Genomic DNA, 16,023 nt, shown 5'->3' on the forward strand with positions numbered 1-16,023 from the left:
CCAGCGTCTCCGAGCTTCAGCTGCCCCGATGTCTCGAACTCGCACACAACTGGAGCTTTGTCAGGCTCTTGGATATTGACGGATCTCACTTCACCATCCTCCACTCGAACGCGAGCGAATAGCTGGCCGGTGGAAAACCAAACACTCCTACATCCAGAGTACTGGGGTGAAACCGTGCTTGGATATATCAGGAGGGTCACACCATGAGTTTCTTGGACCTGAGCGCTGCTTGGTGGTGCACTCAACTCGCAGCTTTTTCTCCCGCCGTTGGAACTGGTGCACGCAATTGTCAACAGCGCACCACAAGCCGCCATCAATGTTCTAAGGAACATCTCTCTCCTCATCTGTTTTTTTAACGCACTCGTCCACGACACCAGGTCCCGCTACGTCTGCTATCTGACGACTTGAGCGCCACCAGCGAGCGTCCGGTACTGGCCGAGTGCGGCCGTCGATCGCATTCTGCCGGGTCTGCGGACCGCGCCGGTGGCAAGCCCAGCGCGCGTGCAGCGCGGCTGGTGGCACCGCCATGCGACGAGCAAGACACCCAAGATGCGCAGGCGGTCGACCGAAGGGCAGTTTGCTATCCGTCGACGACGGCCTGGTGGCCGGCCTCGGCAGCAGCCAGTCCCAAGCTCAATGAAAAAATTCCATTGCCAATGGAACGCGACATCAGGCCTGCAGATTGAAAGGCAGCTGCCTCACCGGCTTGGCGGTGAGCTGCGCAACGGCGTTTGCAAAGGCCGGCGCCAGTGGCGGCAGGCCCGGCTCGCCGATGCCCTTCGGCGGGTCCGCACTGGGCACGACGTGCACGGCGAACTCGGGCATGTCGGTGATGCGCGCCACGCTGAAGTCACCGAAGTTGCTCTGCTGAACGACGCCGTCCTTCAGCGTGATGGCGCCGCCAGGAAGGCACATCGACAGCCCCATGACCGCGGCACCCTGCACCTGCGCTTCCACGCTGCGCGGGTTGACCGCCAGGTTGCAGTGCACGCCGGCGGTCGCCCGGTGCAGCACAGGCTGGCCGTCCTTGACCGAGGCTTCGACCACGTAGGCCACCACGGATTCGAAGGACTCGTGCACGGCCACGCCCCAGGCACGGCCCTGAGCCAGCTGCTTCTTGCCATAGCCACTCTTGTCGACCGCCAATTGCAGCGCGGCGCTGTGGCGCGGATGCTTGTCGCCGAAGAGCTGCATGCGGTAGGCCACCGGGTCCTGTTTGGTGCTGCGCGCGATCTCGTCGAGCAAGGTCTCCATCACGAAAGCAGTGTGCGTGGAACCCACGCTGCGCCACCACAGCACCGGCACATTGACCTTCGGATGGTGCACCGTCAGGCGCATCGGAATCGGGTACGGCTCGCGCATGCCTTCGGCGGCCGTCGCGTCGATGCCATCCTTGACCTGGAACGACTCGAACACCGTACCCGTGAGGATGGACTGGCCCACGATGACGTGGTCCCACGCCAGCACCTTGCCGCGCTCGTCGAAGCCGATGTGCGCGCGGTGCAGGTGCATGGGGCGGTAGTAGCCGCCCTTGACGTCGTCCTCGCGGCTCCACAGCAGGCGCACCGGCACGTTCAGGCCGGCGGCGCGCGCGGCCTTGGCGATCTCGCAGGCCTCGACCACGTAGTCGCTCGAACCCACGAAGCGCCGGCCGAAACCGCCGCCCGCCATCTGCACATGCACGCTCACTTGCTCGGGCTTGAGGCCCAGCACGCGCGCTGCCGCTGCCGCATCCAGCCCCGCGGACTGTGTGCCAACCCACAGTTCGGCGCGGTCGCCGGACAGCTTGACCGTGCAGTTCAGCGGCTCCATCTGTGCATGGGCGAGGTAGGGGAACAGGAACTCGGCTTCGAGCTGATGAGGTGCCTTGGCCAGCGGCGCCATGTCGGCGTCGAACTTGCGCGGACCCGGCTTCGAGGCCAGTTCGCGGTACTGCGCCAGCTGCTTGTCGCTGTCGACCTTCTCGACGGCGGCCGTGTCCCATTGCAGCTTCAGCGCATCGCGCCCGAGCTTGGCGGGCCAGTAGCCGTCGGCCACCACGGCCACGCCTTCGGCGCCGCGGTCCAGCGGCACGCGCAGCACGGCTTTCACGCCCTTCACGGCACGCGCGGCGGCGTCGTCGACCGACTTCAGGTGCGCGCCGAACACCGGTGGGTGCGCGACCACGGCCGTGAGCTGGCCCGGATGCTTGACGTCGATGCCGAAGTCTTGGCGCCCGCTGCTTTTTGCGCGCGCATCGAGCCGCGTGGTCGGGCGGCCGATGATCTTGAAATCCTTCGGGTCTTTCAGCACGACCTTCTCGGGCACAGGCAGTGCCATCGCCGCTTCGGCCAGTTCGCCATAGCCCAGCTTGCGTCCGCCCGGGCCCAGCACCGTGCCGGCCTGCGTGCGCAGCGTGGCCACGTCGACCTTCCATCGCGCCGCAGCCGCAGACAGCAGCATGGCCCGCGCGCGCGCGCCAAGCTCGCGGTATTGCGTGAAGCTGTTCTTGATCGAGTTGGAGCCGCCCGTAAGGTGCATGCCGAAGACGGGGTCGTGGTAGGCCGCGTCGTTGGTGCCGCTCTTGCTGCGCACCAGGCTCCAGTCGGCATCGAGCTCTTCGGCCAGGATCATCGGCAGGCCCGTCTGCACCCCTTGGCCGAATTCCAGCCGGTTGTGCGTCACGGTGACTTCGCCGTTGGCAGCGATCTGCACGAAGGCGAGCGGCTGCTGCGTGGGCTTGAGTGCGCCGGCCGGCTTTGCCGCGCCATCGGCTTGTGCCATGGCCAGGTGCGGAAACGCGCCGATCGCCAGGCCGCCGACGCCGGCCAGCTTCAGGAAGCTGCGGCGCGGCAGCGCGGCGGCTGCGGCTTCGTCGGGTTGGCTTGAGGCCAAAAGGCGCTGCAGCGTGCGCGGCAGTTCGCTGGGGTCGATGTGGGTGGGCAACATGGTGGGTGCTCTTTCAGGCGAGGGCTCGGGCGGCATCGGCCACCGCGGCGCGAATGCGTGCATAGGTACCGCAGCGGCAGATGTTGCCGGCCATGGCGCCATCGATCTCGGCGGCGGTGGGTTGCTTGCCCTTGGGCTGCGACTTGAGAAATGCCGTGGCGCTCATGATCTGGCCGCTCTGGCAGTAGCCGCACTGGGCCACGTCATGCTTGACCCATGCGGCGTGCACTGCGGCACCGACCGGGTCGCTGCCATCNGGCGCTCATGATCTGGCCGCTCTGGCAGTAGCCGCACTGGGCCACGTCATGCTTGACCCATGCGGCGTGCACTGCGGCACCGACCGGGTCGCTGCCATCGGTCGCGGCTTCGATGGTGACGATCTTCTTGCCCTCGGCCGCGGAGATGGGCGTGATGCACGAGCGGATGGCCTGGCCGTCCAGGTGCACGGTGCAGGCGCCGCACAGCGCGGCGCCGCAGCCGAACTTGGTGCCGGTCATGCCTAGCGTGTCGCGCAGGGCCCAGAGGATGGGGGTGCCGGGGTCGGCGTCGACCGTGTGGTTTCGGCCGTTGACGTTGAGCGCGCTCATGTGCGGATCTCCGAAGGTGGGAGGAATGAAAGAAAGAAAAATCAGAAGGGATGCGGCGGCTACCTGGCGCCATCGGCCAGCCACTGCGCGAGCGCCTGCAGATCCGCATCGGGAACTTGCGCTTGCGGCGGCATCGGCATGGAACCCCACTTGCCCGAGCTGCCGGCCTTGATGCTGGCCGCAAGTTGCGCGGCCGTTCCTTTGCCGTCGCCGTATTTCGCCCCGATGTCCTGCCACGAGGGACCGACCCCTTTCGTCGCGGGTTGATGGCACGCGACGCATGTGTACTTCTGCGCTAGCGCCTGACTGGCCGCGGCGTCGGTCGGCGATGCGATGCCCGCGCAGGTCGCAACCACTGCAGCGAGGGTCGCCGCGAGGGAATGCCGAACGGCTGTGGTGCGCTCGGCCGCGGCTCGCGTTGTGCGTGCTCTTGCCATGTCTTTGGTCTTTCGTGGGCTGTGGGTGCGCAGACTGTACGAACATGCATCTGAAAGAAAAATGGGCCAATGCTGCATACCGTGTGAAGTTAAGCTTCAAGGTATGAAGCTGAACCAACTCGACGGATTGATGGCGTTCTGGAAGGTTGCGGAGCATCGCGGGTTTACCGCGGCCGCCGCGGACCTGGCGGTGTCGCCCTCCGCATTGAGCCAGGCCATCCGGCAACTGGAGGCGCGGCTGGGCGTGCGCCTGTTGAACCGGACCACGCGAAGCGTGAGCCTCACGGAAGCGGGCGAGGCCTATCTGGCGCGTGTCGGCCCGGCCCTAGGGCAGGTCATCGATGCGGGCGACGAGCTGAACGTTCTCCAGGGTCGGCCCTCTGGCACCCTGCGGCTGAATGCCGCGCGGGTTTCAACCGCGCTGGTGCTGCGCCCTCTGTTGGATGGGTTTTTGCGTGCCAATCCGCATGTCCACCTCGAGCTGACCAATGACGAAGGTTTCGTCGATATCGTCGAGAAGGGATTCGATGCCGGCATCCGCTTTGGCGAGAGCATTCACCGCGACATGGTGGCCGTGCCCATCGGCGGGCCGGTCGCCGTTGCGGTGGTGGCTTCGCCTGAGTACCTGCAGCGTGTGCCGGCGCCTCGGCACCCGGATGATCTCGTGCGCCACAACTGCATTCGCTTTCGCTTTGCAGCCACGGGCGCGATCTACAAGTGGGAGTTCGAGGTGGACGGCCAGCTCACGGAGTACGACATCGCGGGCAACCTCACCCTCAGTGACACGATGTTCGGCCTGGACGCCGCGCTCGACGGCGTCGGGCTGGCCTACACCTTCGAGCAGCTGGCCCGTCCCCACATCCGGGCCAAGCGGTTGAAGCGCGTGCTGACGGCTTTCTCGCCGACCTTTCCGGGCTTCCATCTCTACTACCCGAGCCGGCATGACCAGCCCTCGAAGCTGAAGGCGCTGGTCGAGTACGTCGGCCGGCACAGGCATTGAGCGAAAGGCGGCGTCAGCGCGGCCGCGCCAGCGTTTCGGCAAGCTCCCACAGCGATCCCATCTGCCCTGAATGAAAGAGCAGGGGCGGCGTGTCCGTGCGCGAGAAGCGGTCCACGCGGCCGAGGATGATGGTGTGGTCGCCCTCCTGATGGCGTGAGTAGGTCGAGCATTCGAAGGTCGCCACGCTTTCGACGAGCCGCGCACATCCATTGGAGCCGACCTCGAAGGCTTCGGCAAAACGTTCGAACTTGTCCGCCGCGGGTTTGGCGAAGTGCCAGGCGAGGTCGCGCTGTCCGGCGGTCAGCACGCTGAGGTTGAACGGCCGGGTTGCAAGGAACGCGTCGGCGCTGCGCGTGTCGTCGCGGATGCTCCAGAGGATCAATGGCGGATCGAGCGACACCGAAGCGAACGAGTTGATCGTCATGCCCTCACGCTTGCCGTCCGGCGTGGTGGTGGTCACGAGGCACACGCCCGTGGGAAAGGCGCCAAGCGCCTGACGCAGCTGGCGGGCATCGACCGTCTCGGCCGCATCGCCCGTAATAAGAGCCCAGGAGTACATGGCCGGCGCCCCGATCAGTACTGGCCCTTGGGCTCAAGGCCGAGCAGGTATTGCCCAACCATCGAAGACACCGCGTCCCAGTTGAGGCTGATGTGGCGCGAGATCGCATTGGTGTCGCGCCACATGCGCTGGATCGGCTGGTTCAGCGAGAGGCCCGCGCCTCCCACGCTGGCGAACACCGCCTCGACCGCATCGCGCGAGAGGCGTGCAGCAAAGGCATGGTCGCGGCGGTTGCGGATGCGCTGTTCGATGCTGATGACATGGCCGTCGACCGCCATTTGCTCCACCTGTGCCGTGTCCCGATAGAGCAGGAGCCGCGCCGCATCGACGCTGGCCGAGGCTTCGGCCAGGCGCGACTGCACCGGGAAGAATTCGCTCAGCCGGCTGCCGCCTCCGGCCACAGCGCCCCGCGTGACGCGCGTTCCGGCCAGCTCGATCAGCTCGTCGACCGCGCCTTGTGCGGTGCCGATGATCGGCGACACAAGGCAAACTGGCACCGCCGAAAGAAAAGGGATGCGGTAGATCGGATTCGCGTTGACCTTGGCGCCCGGCGGGTTGTTGGACGAAGCTTCCGCGAAGGTCAGCTTGCGGTGCCCCGGAATGAACACCGGCTTGTCGATGACGATGGCTTTGGAGCCCGTGCCCGCCTGGCCGGCCACGTGCCAGTTGTCCTCGATGGCCCAGTCCGACCGCGGCGCGAGCAGGAAGCCGGCCGATGGCGGGGCGCCTTTTTCTTCGGGCGGAAACTGGACGCCCAGCAATGCCCATTGGGAGTTGTCGACGTTGGACGCGAAGAGCCACTTGCCTTGCACCATGTAGCCGCCATCGACCTTCTCGGCCATGGTCGCCGGCGCATACGAGCCGCAGACGATCGCGCTCGGGTCCTTGCGCCAGACGTCGTCTTGCGCCTCCTCAGGAAAGATGGCGACCAGCCACTGGTGAATCGCGCCCAGCGAGCAGCCCCATGACGACGACGTGCAGCCGCGTGCCAGTTCGCTAACCACGTCGATGAACGCGGTGAACCCGTACTCGTAGCCGCCGTAGCGTGCGGGCTGCATCAGCTTGAAGAAGCCGGCGTCATGGAAGGCTTGCGTGGTTGCCTCTGAAACGCGGCGGTCCTGCTCGGTGCGCTGCGCCCGCTCGCGCAGCATGGGCACCAAATTGCTTGCAGATGCAGCTATTGTTTCGATCGAAGGCGCGTCTTTCACGGAAGACTTCCGACCTGGAGCGGGAAAGTCGACGCGGTTGAGTTGAGCAAACGGGTTCGCGGCTTCAGTCATGGTGGTCTCCGGATAATTTAAGGGGCATGCGATAGCGAAGGCCTCGATTGAAATCCATAACACTTGCAAACGCAACTAATAACTGCTTGGGGTTTACGCTATATCCGCGGCTGAATCTGCCTGTAGCATTCGGCATGGCCACAAGAAAATCCCCCGCGCCGGAACCTCGGCAACTGCGCAGAACCCGGGCCGATGCACCCGCCAAATTGAATGCAACTGCAGACAAATTGCCGGACCACGATCTGGAGCGTGCCATTCCCTACCTGCTTGCACGCGCAGGCATGCGAATGGGGCAATCGTTCAGCAAGGAACTCAAGCAGTTCAAGCTCTCGCTGACCGAATGGCGGGTGTGCGTCGCGCTGCACCACAAGGCGCACCAGCGGCTTTCCGACCTGGCGCTGCACACCTCGACGGACCCTTCCACGCTCTCCCGCGTGGTCGACGGCCTGCTGCAGCGCGGCATCCTGGTGCGCGACCGGTCGGACGAGGATGCCCGCGCACTCGCGCTGAGCCTCACCGAAGCCGGCCGCGATCTCACGCTGCGGATCATTCCCTTGGCCCAGGTGTACGAGCGCGTTTCGTTGTCCGGGCTAACCGCCGCGCAGGCCGAGTCCCTCCGGGACATGCTGCGGATGGTCTACGACAACCTGGCCGTGCTGGACAACGAATAGCGGCTCGGAAAAGGAGACGGCGCAATGAACATCAACTCCATCGACCTGAACCTTTTCCTGGTGTTCCAGGCGATCTATGCCACGCGCAGCGTCACGCTCGCAGGCGACCGCCTCGGCATGACGCAATCGGCGGTGAGCAACGCGCTCAAGCGCATGCGCGAGCGCTTCAACGATGCGCTGTTCGTGCGCACGGCGGACGGGATGGTGCCCACGCCTGTCGCCGAGCGTCTCATCGCGCCCATCGAGGAAGGCATTGCCTGCCTGGTGCAGGCCGTCGACCAGGGCCGGACCTTCGAGCCGGAAACATCGAGCCGCATCTTCCGGATTGCGGTCAACGACATCGGGCAGCTGGTCATGATGCCCGAGCTGCTGTCGGTTGCGCGCAGCGTTGCTCCCGGAGTTCGTTTCGAAACCGTGGACGTTTCCATGGCCGACGCCCGGCAGCGGATGCTGCATGGGCAGATCGACATCGCGTTAGGCAGCTGGGAATCGATGGGGCCTTCGTTCTACCAGCAGCGGCTGTTCGACGAGACCTTCGTGGTGCTGATGGCAAAGGCGTCACCCTTGGGCGCGCGCGAGCGTATCGAGCTCGACGACTACCTCGCGGCCGAACACATCGCGTACCGGCCTCAGGGGACGACCGATTCTCAGCTCCAGCAAACCCTGGACCGTGCGGGCGCGCTCGATCGGCGGCGGGTCGTGCTCACGGCCGCCCATTCGTTGGGGTTGACTTCGATCGTCGCTACCTCGGGCCTGCTGCTGACCGCGCCGGCACGCCTTGCCAAGGCGATGGTGGCGACGCGCGCCGACCTGCGCAGCGTCGACGCGCCTTTCGAGGTCAGGCCCTTCGAGATTCGCCAGCAGTGGCACGAGCGCTTTCATCAGGACAGCGGCAACCGCTGGCTGCGCGAGCTGATCTTCGGCCTCTTTCACGAGCGATCGAGCCGCGATTCCGCGCCGCAGGCGCGGAGCTGATATTCAAGCCGTTGGCGGGGCGCCTTCGAAGGCGCGTTCGAGCAGGGCGTGCAGTGCCGCCTTCTCGAGCGGGCGTGGATTCGGATACTGATTCGACGCTGCGAGCTCGGCCGCTTTGTGAAGCCCGTCGGCGGGCATGCCGATCGCTTTCAACGACACGTGCGCGCCATGGGCCTGCGCCAATTCAAATAAGCCCATCGGCGCATCCGCGGCGCCGAGCGCTCTCGCAATGCGGGCCATGGCTTCGGGCGCAGACGCGGCGTTGTACCTGAGCGCATGCGGCAGAACCACGGTATGCACTTGCGCGTGCGGGAGGTCGAAGCTGCCGCCCAAGGTGTGGCACAACTTGTGGTGCAGCCCCATCGACACGGCGCCCAGCACCGTGCCGCACAGCCAGGCACCGTAGAGCGCCAGGCTGCGTGCCGGCAGATCGTGCGGGTTGTCTCGAAGCGGTTGCAGCGATGCAGCGCACGCGCGGATTCCCTCTTCGGCCATCAACGCGATCACGGGATTTCCGTCGTGGGCGTACAAGCCTTCCGCCGCATGGGCCATCGCATTGATCGCGCTCGTGACCGTCAGATCGAGGGGCAGCGACAGCGTGAGCTTGGGGTCGTAGACCACCACACCAGGAAGCACGCGTGGATCGCGCCCGGTCTTCTTCAGGCCTTTTTCCGTGATGCCATAGATGGGCGTCACTTCGCTGCCCGCATAGGTGGTCGGCACCGCGATGATGGGCAGGCCCGACTCCAGCGCAATGGCTTTGCCCAGGCCGATGGTCGAGCCGCCTCCGACGGCCAGGGCGCAGTCCGCCTTCAGCTCCGATGCCAGCGCGCGGGCCTTGCGCGCGACCTCGATCGGTACGTGCATGGCCGCTTCGTCGAAGATGAATGCGACGCGGCCAGGAAGCCGGTCGGCAATGGCCTCGGCCTGGCCGCGCTGGTTGGGTGTGCACAGCACCAGCGCGCGCCGGGCGCCCAGGCGCTCGATTTCTGCCGGAAGCTGGTCGATGCTGTCCGCGCCGAAGACGATGCGCGAGGCGCTCGCGGTGTAGACGAAGCGGTCCATGCGTCTAGTCCCTCGGTACGCTGTTCAAGACGAAGTCGTAGTCGAGCGTGTAGAACGGTATGTCCATGCGCGTTCCGTCTGGGGCCATGCCGGGCTCGTGGCGCTTCCAGTCGGCGATGAGCGAGGAGCGCACGCCGAACACGGCGTCCGATTCCAGATAGCTGCCGCCCGCGCGGAACACATGGGTGATGAGCGTCTCGTAGCCCGTCGCCTTGATCATGAAATGCAAATGCGCGGGACGCCACGGGTGGCGACCGAGCTGCTCCAGCAACTGGCCGACCGGACCGTCGTGGGGAATGGCATAGGGCACGGCCACGATCGACTTGAAGTGGTAGCGCCCGTCCTCAAGGCTCGTGAGGTGTCCCCGGCCCTGCGCATGGTCCAGCTCGGGGCGCTGCACGTCGTACCAGCCCTCATCGTCGGACTGCCACACGTCGATGCTTGCATGGGCAATGCGCTCGCCGTCGATGCCGCGGATGGTTCCGCTGACAAAGCAGGGTTCGCCACTCGCGCCGTTCGCAATGTCGTCGCCATGCTTGTACTCCGGCGCATCCGGTACGTAGAAGGGCCCGAACACCGTGGCCTCGGTGCAGCCGGAAGGACGCCGGTTGCACTGCGCGGTAACGAGCGTCGACAGGCCCAGCACGTCGGACAACAGGATGAATTCCTGGCGCTTGTCGTCGGTGATCTTTCCGGCGGCCGTGAGAAAGCCGATGCCCTGCGACCACTCGGCTTCGGTGAGCTGCACCTCGCGCGCAAAGTCGTGCAGATGCCGCACGAGGCTGTCCATCACGGTCTTCAGGCGCGGGTTGGGCGTTGCGCCTTGCGCTTTCAGCGCAGCGCTGGTGATGGTCCACTCGTCGATGTCGATCATGGATGACCTTGGCTTTCGGGCGCGGCTCAGGATTGCGGCAGCTTGAACAGCGACAACGCATTCGTGCGGCCGATCTTCTTCCGGTCCGCCTCGCTGATGCTCGCATCGTTGAACCAGTTGGAGGCGTGATCGATGTTCTCGAACGGCCAGTCGGTCGAGAACAGGATCCGGTCCGATCCGATCTCCAGCATCGCATCGATCAGCGTCTGAGTGCGGAAGTTGCCCGACGTCGTGAGATAGAAGTTCTCGTTGAAGTAGTCGCATAGCTTGCGCTTGGCCGGATAGCCCTTGGGCGCCTCGACCCAGGCGTTGCGGTGGTCGACGCGCCACATGTTGTAGGGCAGACCCTCGCCCAGATGGCCGAGGATGATCTTGAGCCCAGGGTGCCGGTCGAAGAGGCCGCTCGCCATCAGGCGCAGCGCGTGAACGGCGGTTTCCTGTGCAAAGGCCCAGGTGGGGCCGAGCAGCCACGGGTGGCCTTCGTAGATTTGCGCCCAGCTCGCGAGCGGATTGCGCGGATGCAGATAGAAGGGCGCGTCGAGCCGCTCCGCCGCAGCCCAGAACGACGCGTACTGCGGCGCGTCGTAGTAGACGACGTTGTCGGGCGTGCCGACCTGCGAGAAGCCATTGACCAGTGCGCCGCGAAAGCCGAGCACGTTGATGCAGCGCTCGAGTTCCTCTGTGGCCTTGTCGGGGTCCTGCATTGGCAGGGCAGCAAAGGCTTGGAAGCGGTCGGGCCGCTTCGCGACCTGCTCGGCAAGAAAGTCGTTGGCGCGCACCGCGAGCTCATACGCTTTCTTCGGGTCCGGCACCGCCTGCACGGCGGGCGCGTTCAGCGAGAGAATCATCATCTCCATGCCGTGCGCGTCCATCTGGCGCAGGCGCACGTCATGAAGGTCGAGCAGGCGCATGCTGAGCTCCTTCCAATACGCGCCGGGCACGAAGCCGGCCGAGTCCTGCAGCGTTTCAGGAATCGCGAAATGTTCCTCGAGGCCGATCTTTCCTTGCATACCTGTCTCCTTGGTGCGGGGGCAGCGCCACAACGGCGCTCAACCTGCCGGCCAATCTATGAGAGCGCAGGGGTACGGTCCAACAAAGATCGGTGATAGCGCGCATTCGGAGATCGCATGGGAGCAGCATCGGCCGCTGGGTGGGTGGGACCTGTGGGTAGACCCGCCCCAACATTCACAGGCCGCATAAAGGGCATCCGGAAAATGCGTTGGACCCGCCGGGCCGGCAAGACCATGATCGCCAACATCGCCGCACAGCTCTGCAACTCCCCGTTGCGAGACCGGGGCGGTGCATCAGGCATCTTTGCCATTCGAATCGGAGACAAGCGTCATGCGCCAAATCGACCTTCACAAGCTGGCTGACGATGCCCGCTTCAACCGCTTCCACGGGCTGGTGCTGCTTTGGTGCGCACTCATCATCGTGTTCGACGGCTACGACCTCGCGGTCGTCGGCATCGCACTGCCGTCGATCATGAAGAAGATGGGCGTCGACGCGACCAATGCGGGGTTCATGGTCAGTTCCGCGCTCTTCGGCATGATGTTCGGCGCCATCTTCATGGGCACCATTGCCGACCGCATCGGCCGCCGCTGGGCGATTGCCATCTGCGTGGGCTTGTTCAGCGTCTTCACCGCCGCGGCGGGGCTGGCCGAGGGTCCCATTGCATTCAGCGCGATGCGCTTCCTGGCCGGGCTCGGCATCGGAGGCGTGATGCCGAACGTGGTGGCGCAGATGACCGAGTATTCGCCAAAGAAGATCCGGTCCACCCTCGTGACGCTGATGTTCAGCGGCTATGCCGTCGGAGGCATCATCGCGGCGATCCTCGGCAAGGGGCTCATCGAGAGCTACGGCTGGCAATCGGTCTTCTTCGCGGCCGGCCTGCCGGTGCTGCTGATTCCACTCATCCTCAAGTCGATGCCTGAGTCGATGCCCTTCCTGCTGGCCAAGGGCCGCACCGAAGAACTCAAGAAAATCGTCTCGCGCCTCGACCCGAACTATCAACCATCGGCCACCGACGGCTTCGTGGTGCCTGCGAAGGACCGGGCCGACAGCGCGCCGATCAAGCATCTCTTCTACGACGGCCGCGGCTTCAGCACGGTGATGTTCTGGATCGCGTTCTTCATGTGCCTGTTCATGGTCTTCGCGCTGAGTTCGTGGCTCACCAAGCTCATGGCGAGCGCGGGCTACAGCCTGGGCTCGGCCTTGACCTTCGTGCTGGTGCTGAACGTAGGTGCCATGGTCGGCGCCATCGGCGGCGGGTGGCTCGCCGACCGCTTCCACATCAAGTACGTGCTCGCCGGAATGTATGCGCTGGCAGCCGTCTCGCTCACGCTGCTGGGCTACAAGATGCCGACGCCGGCGCTCTTCGTCCTCATCGGGCTGGCCGGTGCCTCGACCATCGGCACGCAGATCGTGGCCAACGCCTACGCCGGGCAGTTCTATCCGATGGCCGTGCGCGCCACTGGCCTCGGATGGGCATTGGGTGTTGGCCGCAGCGGCGCGATCCTGGCACCCATCCTGATCGGCGTGCTGGTGGGCATGAGTCTTCCGCTGCACCAGAACTTCATTGCCATCGCGATTCCGGCGGTCATCGGCATGGTCGCGGTGCTGCTTATCCAGCACGACAGGTCGGCCTCGGCCTCGGCGCTGCGGGCGGAGGCCATTGCCGCGTTGGACAAGGCGCTGGCGGGGGTGCCCGGAACGCCTCGCGCTTGACCGGTTGAAGCGATCCGCTGGTGCCTTGCCTTTGGCGGGAGCGCGTCCAGGGGGCCCCTATCGCGCGAGGAACTCGAGCGCCGTGGGCACGAACTCGGCGTGGAACTGGAACACGCCGCCGTGGCCGGCATCGGGATAGATGACCAGGGTGCTGTTGGGCAACCGCCGCGCCAGATCGCGCGTGTTCGAGGTGGGCACCATCCGATCGTCGTCGCCGTTGGCAACGAGCACGGGTTGCTTGACCACCGAAAGGTCGGCGGATTCCTTCCGACCCCAGGCCCCAAGCGCCCGCAACTGCGCTGCGTACGCGCTGAGAGTGATCTCCTTGTCGCGATTCTCCGAACGTTCCTTCAACCGCTGCAGAAAAGCCTTGCCCGCCTCGATGCCGCCGGGCGTGCGGGTGAAGAACAGGAATTGCTTCGGATCCTGACCGGTGAACAAGCCGCGCAGCAGGTCGTAGTTCGCAATGCGAGCGACCGTGCTGATGCCCTCGCCGCCGGCAGGGCCCGTGCCCGCGAGAATCATCTTGCGCACGAGCTGCGGCTCCTTGAGCACGATCTCCTGGGCGATCATTCCACCCATCGAGAAGCCGAAGAGGTCGACTTGCTCGAAGCCCTTCGCCTTGATGAAGGTGATTGCGTCGTCGGCCATCTGCTCCATCGAACTGGACGGCGATCCGCTGGTCGCCCCGACGCCGCGGTTGTCGAAGGCAATCACGTGGTGCTTGGCCGCAATGCCGTCCATGACGCGCGGGTCCCAGTTGTCCAGCACGGCGGCCAGATGGACCAAAAACACCACGGGCGTTCCGCCATTCTGCGTTCCCATTTCGCGGTATGCGAAATCGATGCCGCCCGCGGAGATGAATTGCGTGGGAACGGTGGACCAGGTGACGCGCGCCACCTGGTCCGTCACCGGCGTACGGGGCTTCGCGCTGTCGGACGGTGCATCGGCTGCCCCCGCCGACGGCGAAATGGTGGATGCCGCAAGCACGAGAGCGAGCGCGGCGGCTTTGGACGAATGACGCATTGCATGATCTCCTGGGATGCGTGAACGGTTCAGGCCGACTGCGGCAGATAGCTGGGCCTGGGCGCCGTCATCCCGCGCTTGACCTGCTGGGTGAGCTCATCGGCCAGCACTTCGTCGAGGCCAGCTTCGAGTCCGTCGAGCGCGCGCGCGACGATCTCCTCGGCGCTCGACTTGGGCACATCGAACCCGCGCGTGAGGTCGGTGTCGACATAGGCCATGTGCAGCCCCAGCACCTGGGTCTTCTGCGCCGACAGTTCGGTGCGCAGCGCATTGGTGAGCGACCACGCGGCGGACTTGCTTGCCGAGTAGGCGGCCAGTTCGCCGCCGTTCACCCATGACGCCACCGACAGAACGTTGAGCAGCGCGCCGCCGCCGTTGGCCTTGAGAATCGGCGCGAAGGCCTTGCTCACGCGCAGCACGGCGAAGAAGTTGGTTTCGAAGATGCGCCGTGCGATCTCTTCACTGTCGGCCGCGAGAAAGCCGCCGGGCTGTGCAATGCCGGCGTTGTTGATCACCAGCGTCACGTCGGACGCCAGCGCCGCGGCGGCGGCCACGTCTTCCGGCTTGTTGACGTCGAGCCGCAGGGCCTGGACACCAGCTTGCGTGATGGTGGCGGGGTCGCGTGCACCCACGTAGACCTTGCGGGCACCGCGAGCGAGCAGATCGCGTGCGAATGCCAGGCCGATGCCGCGATTGGCGCCCGTGACGAGGGCGACGGAATTTTCGATCTTCATGAGAATCTCCAAATAAAAAGAAAAAGGGGGACCAATACCACTTGCCGCTATCGCACCTTGACGACGACCTTGCCCCTGGAACGTCCCTGGGCGAGGTACTCGAGGGCTTCCTTGGCTTGCTCGAACGGAAACACCTTGTCGATCACCGGCCGGATGCGCTCGGCCTTGAGGAGTTCGCCGATCTCGGCGAGTTGATTGCCATCGGGACGCTCGAATAAGAATGAGTAGGTGACTTCGCGCTTCTTCGCCAGGCGCTTGATCTTTCGGCTCATCATCGCGAAGACGAACGTCAGGACGAAGTTCAGCCGACGGGCGCGAGCGAATGCCGCGTCCAGCGGCCCGACCAAGGAAACCATCGCGCCCCGCGACTTGAGAATGCCGACGGATTTCTCCATCGCATCACCGCGCACGGTGCCAAGCACCGCGTCGTAGCCGCGCAGCACGTTCTCGAATTCCTGCTTCTTGTAGTCGACGATCTCGTCTGCGCCGAGACTGCGCACCAGTTCGACGTTGCCCGTGCTGGTGGTCGTTCCCACCTTGGCACCCAGGTGCTTGGCCAACTGGATCGCAAAGGTGCCAATGCCGCCGGAGCCCGCAGGGATGAACACCTTCTGGCCGGCCCGAAGACCGGCGCGTTCCTTCAGCGCTTGCCACGAGGTGAGCCCGACCATCGGTATCGATGCCGCCTGCACGAAGTCCAGGTTGGCCGGCTTCAGCGCGGCAGCGCTCTCGGGCACCACCGCGAACTCGGCGATCGAGCCCGTGCCCAGGTCGAAGATGCTGGCGAAGATGGCATCGCCTGGCTTGAAGCGGGTCACGCGGCTGCCGACCTCGGTCACCACACCGGCCAGGTCGCTGCCCAGCGTGGCCGGAAGCTCGAACTTCAGGACGGCCTTGAAGAGCCCGGTCGGGATCATGTTGTCGATCGGGTTCACGCCCGCAGCGTGGACCTGCACCAGCATCTCGTCGGGCTTCAGCGTGGGACGGGGAACGTCGGTGACGCCGATCTCGGGCGACTTGCCGTAGCGTTTGAAGGTGAGTGCTTTCATATCTTTCCTCGTTTCTGGCTTACGCGGGTTTGCGGACGGATCGGCGTAGGCGGGTTGATGTCGCCAGTTTTCTTGTGTCGCATGATGATCATCATATATATGGGCGAAAAAAAA

At 65.1% G+C, this 16,023-nt stretch carries 15 protein-coding genes and 1 pseudogene; 4 read left to right on the plus strand and 12 right to left on the minus strand.

What is annotated here, in order from left to right; all coding sequences use genetic code 11:
• Window positions 1-669: 669 nt before the first annotated feature.
• The 4 genes and pseudogenes from ASC78_RS07365 to ASC78_RS07375 all read right to left on the minus strand — a co-directional run bounded on the left by ASC78_RS07365 (window position 670) and on the right by ASC78_RS07375 (window position 3,952).
• Window positions 670-2,928, minus strand: a complete 2,259-nt coding sequence (locus ASC78_RS07365; protein ID WP_055798786.1) for a xanthine dehydrogenase family protein molybdopterin-binding subunit — start codon at window positions 2,926-2,928, stop codon at window positions 670-672.
• A gap of 13 nt (window positions 2,929-2,941) precedes the next feature.
• Window positions 2,942-3,184 (minus strand): (2Fe-2S)-binding protein (locus ASC78_RS27920; RefSeq protein WP_235505019.1); only part of this gene is annotated, 243 nt, incomplete at its 5' end.
• Window position 3,185: 1 nt separating this feature from the next.
• Window positions 3,186-3,515, minus strand: a pseudogene (locus tag ASC78_RS27925) ((2Fe-2S)-binding protein); the annotation flags it as partial.
• Between the two features lie 59 nt (window positions 3,516-3,574).
• Window positions 3,575-3,952: a c-type cytochrome gene (locus tag ASC78_RS07375; protein WP_082517469.1), complete on the minus strand. Its 378-nt coding sequence runs from the start codon at window positions 3,950-3,952 to the stop codon at window positions 3,575-3,577.
• Between the two features lie 103 nt (window positions 3,953-4,055).
• Here ASC78_RS07375 and ASC78_RS07380 point away from each other — a divergent pair, with 103 nt between their 5' ends.
• On the plus strand, window positions 4,056-4,952 hold the full coding sequence (locus ASC78_RS07380; protein WP_055798596.1) for a LysR family transcriptional regulator: 897 nt from the start codon (window positions 4,056-4,058) through the stop codon (window positions 4,950-4,952).
• A gap of 13 nt (window positions 4,953-4,965) precedes the next feature.
• On the opposite strand, the gene ASC78_RS07385 is transcribed toward ASC78_RS07380, so the two are convergent.
• Window positions 4,966-5,511 (minus strand): flavin reductase family protein, encoded by a 546-nt coding sequence (locus ASC78_RS07385; protein WP_055798598.1) that lies wholly within the window; start codon window positions 5,509-5,511, stop codon window positions 4,966-4,968.
• Window positions 5,512-5,525: 14 nt separating this feature from the next.
• Window positions 5,526-6,791 carry an acyl-CoA dehydrogenase family protein gene (locus ASC78_RS07390; protein ID WP_055798601.1) on the minus strand — a complete coding sequence of 422 codons (1,266 nt, stop codon included), beginning with the start codon at window positions 6,789-6,791 and terminating at the stop codon, window positions 5,526-5,528.
• A gap of 134 nt (window positions 6,792-6,925) precedes the next feature.
• On the opposite strand from ASC78_RS07390, the gene ASC78_RS07395 reads away from it, so the two are divergent.
• Window positions 6,926-7,462, plus strand: a complete 537-nt coding sequence (locus tag ASC78_RS07395) for a MarR family winged helix-turn-helix transcriptional regulator (RefSeq protein WP_055798604.1) — start codon at window positions 6,926-6,928, stop codon at window positions 7,460-7,462.
• A gap of 24 nt (window positions 7,463-7,486) precedes the next feature.
• Window positions 7,487-8,437: a LysR family transcriptional regulator gene (locus ASC78_RS07400; protein ID WP_055798607.1), complete on the plus strand. Its 951-nt coding sequence runs from the start codon at window positions 7,487-7,489 to the stop codon at window positions 8,435-8,437.
• Window positions 8,438-8,440: 3 nt separating this feature from the next.
• On the opposite strand, the gene ASC78_RS07405 is transcribed toward ASC78_RS07400, so the two are convergent.
• Genes ASC78_RS07405 through ASC78_RS07415 form a run of 3 tightly spaced genes read right to left on the minus strand, consistent with a single transcriptional unit; the run spans window position 8,441 to window position 11,386 of the window.
• Window positions 8,441-9,502: a maleylacetate reductase gene (locus ASC78_RS07405; RefSeq protein WP_055798610.1), complete on the minus strand. Its 1,062-nt coding sequence runs from the start codon at window positions 9,500-9,502 to the stop codon at window positions 8,441-8,443.
• 4 nt (window positions 9,503-9,506) lie between these two features.
• The gene (locus ASC78_RS07410) at window positions 9,507-10,376 is read right to left on the minus strand and encodes an intradiol ring-cleavage dioxygenase (protein WP_055798613.1); all 870 of its coding nucleotides are present in this window, start codon (window positions 10,374-10,376) and stop codon (window positions 9,507-9,509) included.
• A 26-nt stretch (window positions 10,377-10,402) separates the two neighbouring features.
• Window positions 10,403-11,386, minus strand: a complete 984-nt coding sequence (locus ASC78_RS07415) for an amidohydrolase family protein (RefSeq protein ID WP_055798617.1) — start codon at window positions 11,384-11,386, stop codon at window positions 10,403-10,405.
• A 331-nt stretch (window positions 11,387-11,717) separates the two neighbouring features.
• Between ASC78_RS07415 and ASC78_RS07420 the strand changes: the two genes are divergently transcribed.
• A complete protein-coding gene (locus ASC78_RS07420; RefSeq protein ID WP_055798620.1) occupies window positions 11,718-13,100 on the plus strand; it encodes an MFS transporter in 1,383 nt (460 codons plus the stop codon).
• Between the two features lie 57 nt (window positions 13,101-13,157).
• Here the strand turns inward: ASC78_RS07420 and ASC78_RS07425 are convergent, their stop codons facing one another.
• Genes ASC78_RS07425 through ASC78_RS07435 form a run of 3 tightly spaced genes read right to left on the minus strand, consistent with a single transcriptional unit; the run spans window position 13,158 to window position 15,909 of the window.
• A complete protein-coding gene (locus ASC78_RS07425) occupies window positions 13,158-14,126 on the minus strand; it encodes an alpha/beta fold hydrolase (RefSeq protein ID WP_082517465.1) in 969 nt (322 codons plus the stop codon).
• A 29-nt stretch (window positions 14,127-14,155) separates the two neighbouring features.
• Window positions 14,156-14,860, minus strand: coding sequence for an SDR family oxidoreductase (locus ASC78_RS07430; RefSeq protein WP_055798622.1), 705 nt, complete (start codon window positions 14,858-14,860; stop codon window positions 14,156-14,158).
• Window positions 14,861-14,907: 47 nt separating this feature from the next.
• Window positions 14,908-15,909, minus strand: a complete 1,002-nt coding sequence (locus ASC78_RS07435; RefSeq protein ID WP_055798625.1) for an NADP-dependent oxidoreductase — start codon at window positions 15,907-15,909, stop codon at window positions 14,908-14,910.
• Window positions 15,910-16,023: the final 114 nt, after the last annotated feature.

The organism is Variovorax sp. Root318D1, from assembly GCF_001424835.1.
GTDB lineage: Bacteria > Pseudomonadota > Gammaproteobacteria > Burkholderiales > Burkholderiaceae_C > Variovorax.

Coding starts and splice junctions, on each gene's coding strand:
- ASC78_RS07365 (WP_055798786.1), bottom strand. CDS start 2,928: ATGTTGCCCACCCACATCGACCCCAGCGAACTGCCGCGCACGCTGCAG.
- ASC78_RS07375 (WP_082517469.1), bottom strand. CDS start 3,952: ATGGCAAGAGCACGCACAACGCGAGCCGCGGCCGAGCGCACCACAGCC.
- ASC78_RS07380 (WP_055798596.1), top strand. CDS start 4,056: ATGAAGCTGAACCAACTCGACGGATTGATGGCGTTCTGGAAGGTTGCG.
- ASC78_RS07385 (WP_055798598.1), bottom strand. CDS start 5,511: ATGTACTCCTGGGCTCTTATTACGGGCGATGCGGCCGAGACGGTCGAT.
- ASC78_RS07390 (WP_055798601.1), bottom strand. CDS start 6,791: ATGACTGAAGCCGCGAACCCGTTTGCTCAACTCAACCGCGTCGACTTT.
- ASC78_RS07395 (WP_055798604.1), top strand. CDS start 6,926: ATGGCCACAAGAAAATCCCCCGCGCCGGAACCTCGGCAACTGCGCAGA.
- ASC78_RS07400 (WP_055798607.1), top strand. CDS start 7,487: ATGAACATCAACTCCATCGACCTGAACCTTTTCCTGGTGTTCCAGGCG.
- ASC78_RS07405 (WP_055798610.1), bottom strand. CDS start 9,502: ATGGACCGCTTCGTCTACACCGCGAGCGCCTCGCGCATCGTCTTCGGC.
- ASC78_RS07410 (WP_055798613.1), bottom strand. CDS start 10,376: ATGATCGACATCGACGAGTGGACCATCACCAGCGCTGCGCTGAAAGCG.
- ASC78_RS07415 (WP_055798617.1), bottom strand. CDS start 11,386: ATGCAAGGAAAGATCGGCCTCGAGGAACATTTCGCGATTCCTGAAACG.
- ASC78_RS07420 (WP_055798620.1), top strand. CDS start 11,718: ATGCGCCAAATCGACCTTCACAAGCTGGCTGACGATGCCCGCTTCAAC.
- ASC78_RS07425 (WP_082517465.1), bottom strand. CDS start 14,126: ATGCGTCATTCGTCCAAAGCCGCCGCGCTCGCTCTCGTGCTTGCGGCA.
- ASC78_RS07430 (WP_055798622.1), bottom strand. CDS start 14,860: ATGAAGATCGAAAATTCCGTCGCCCTCGTCACGGGCGCCAATCGCGGC.
- ASC78_RS07435 (WP_055798625.1), bottom strand. CDS start 15,909: ATGAAAGCACTCACCTTCAAACGCTACGGCAAGTCGCCCGAGATCGGC.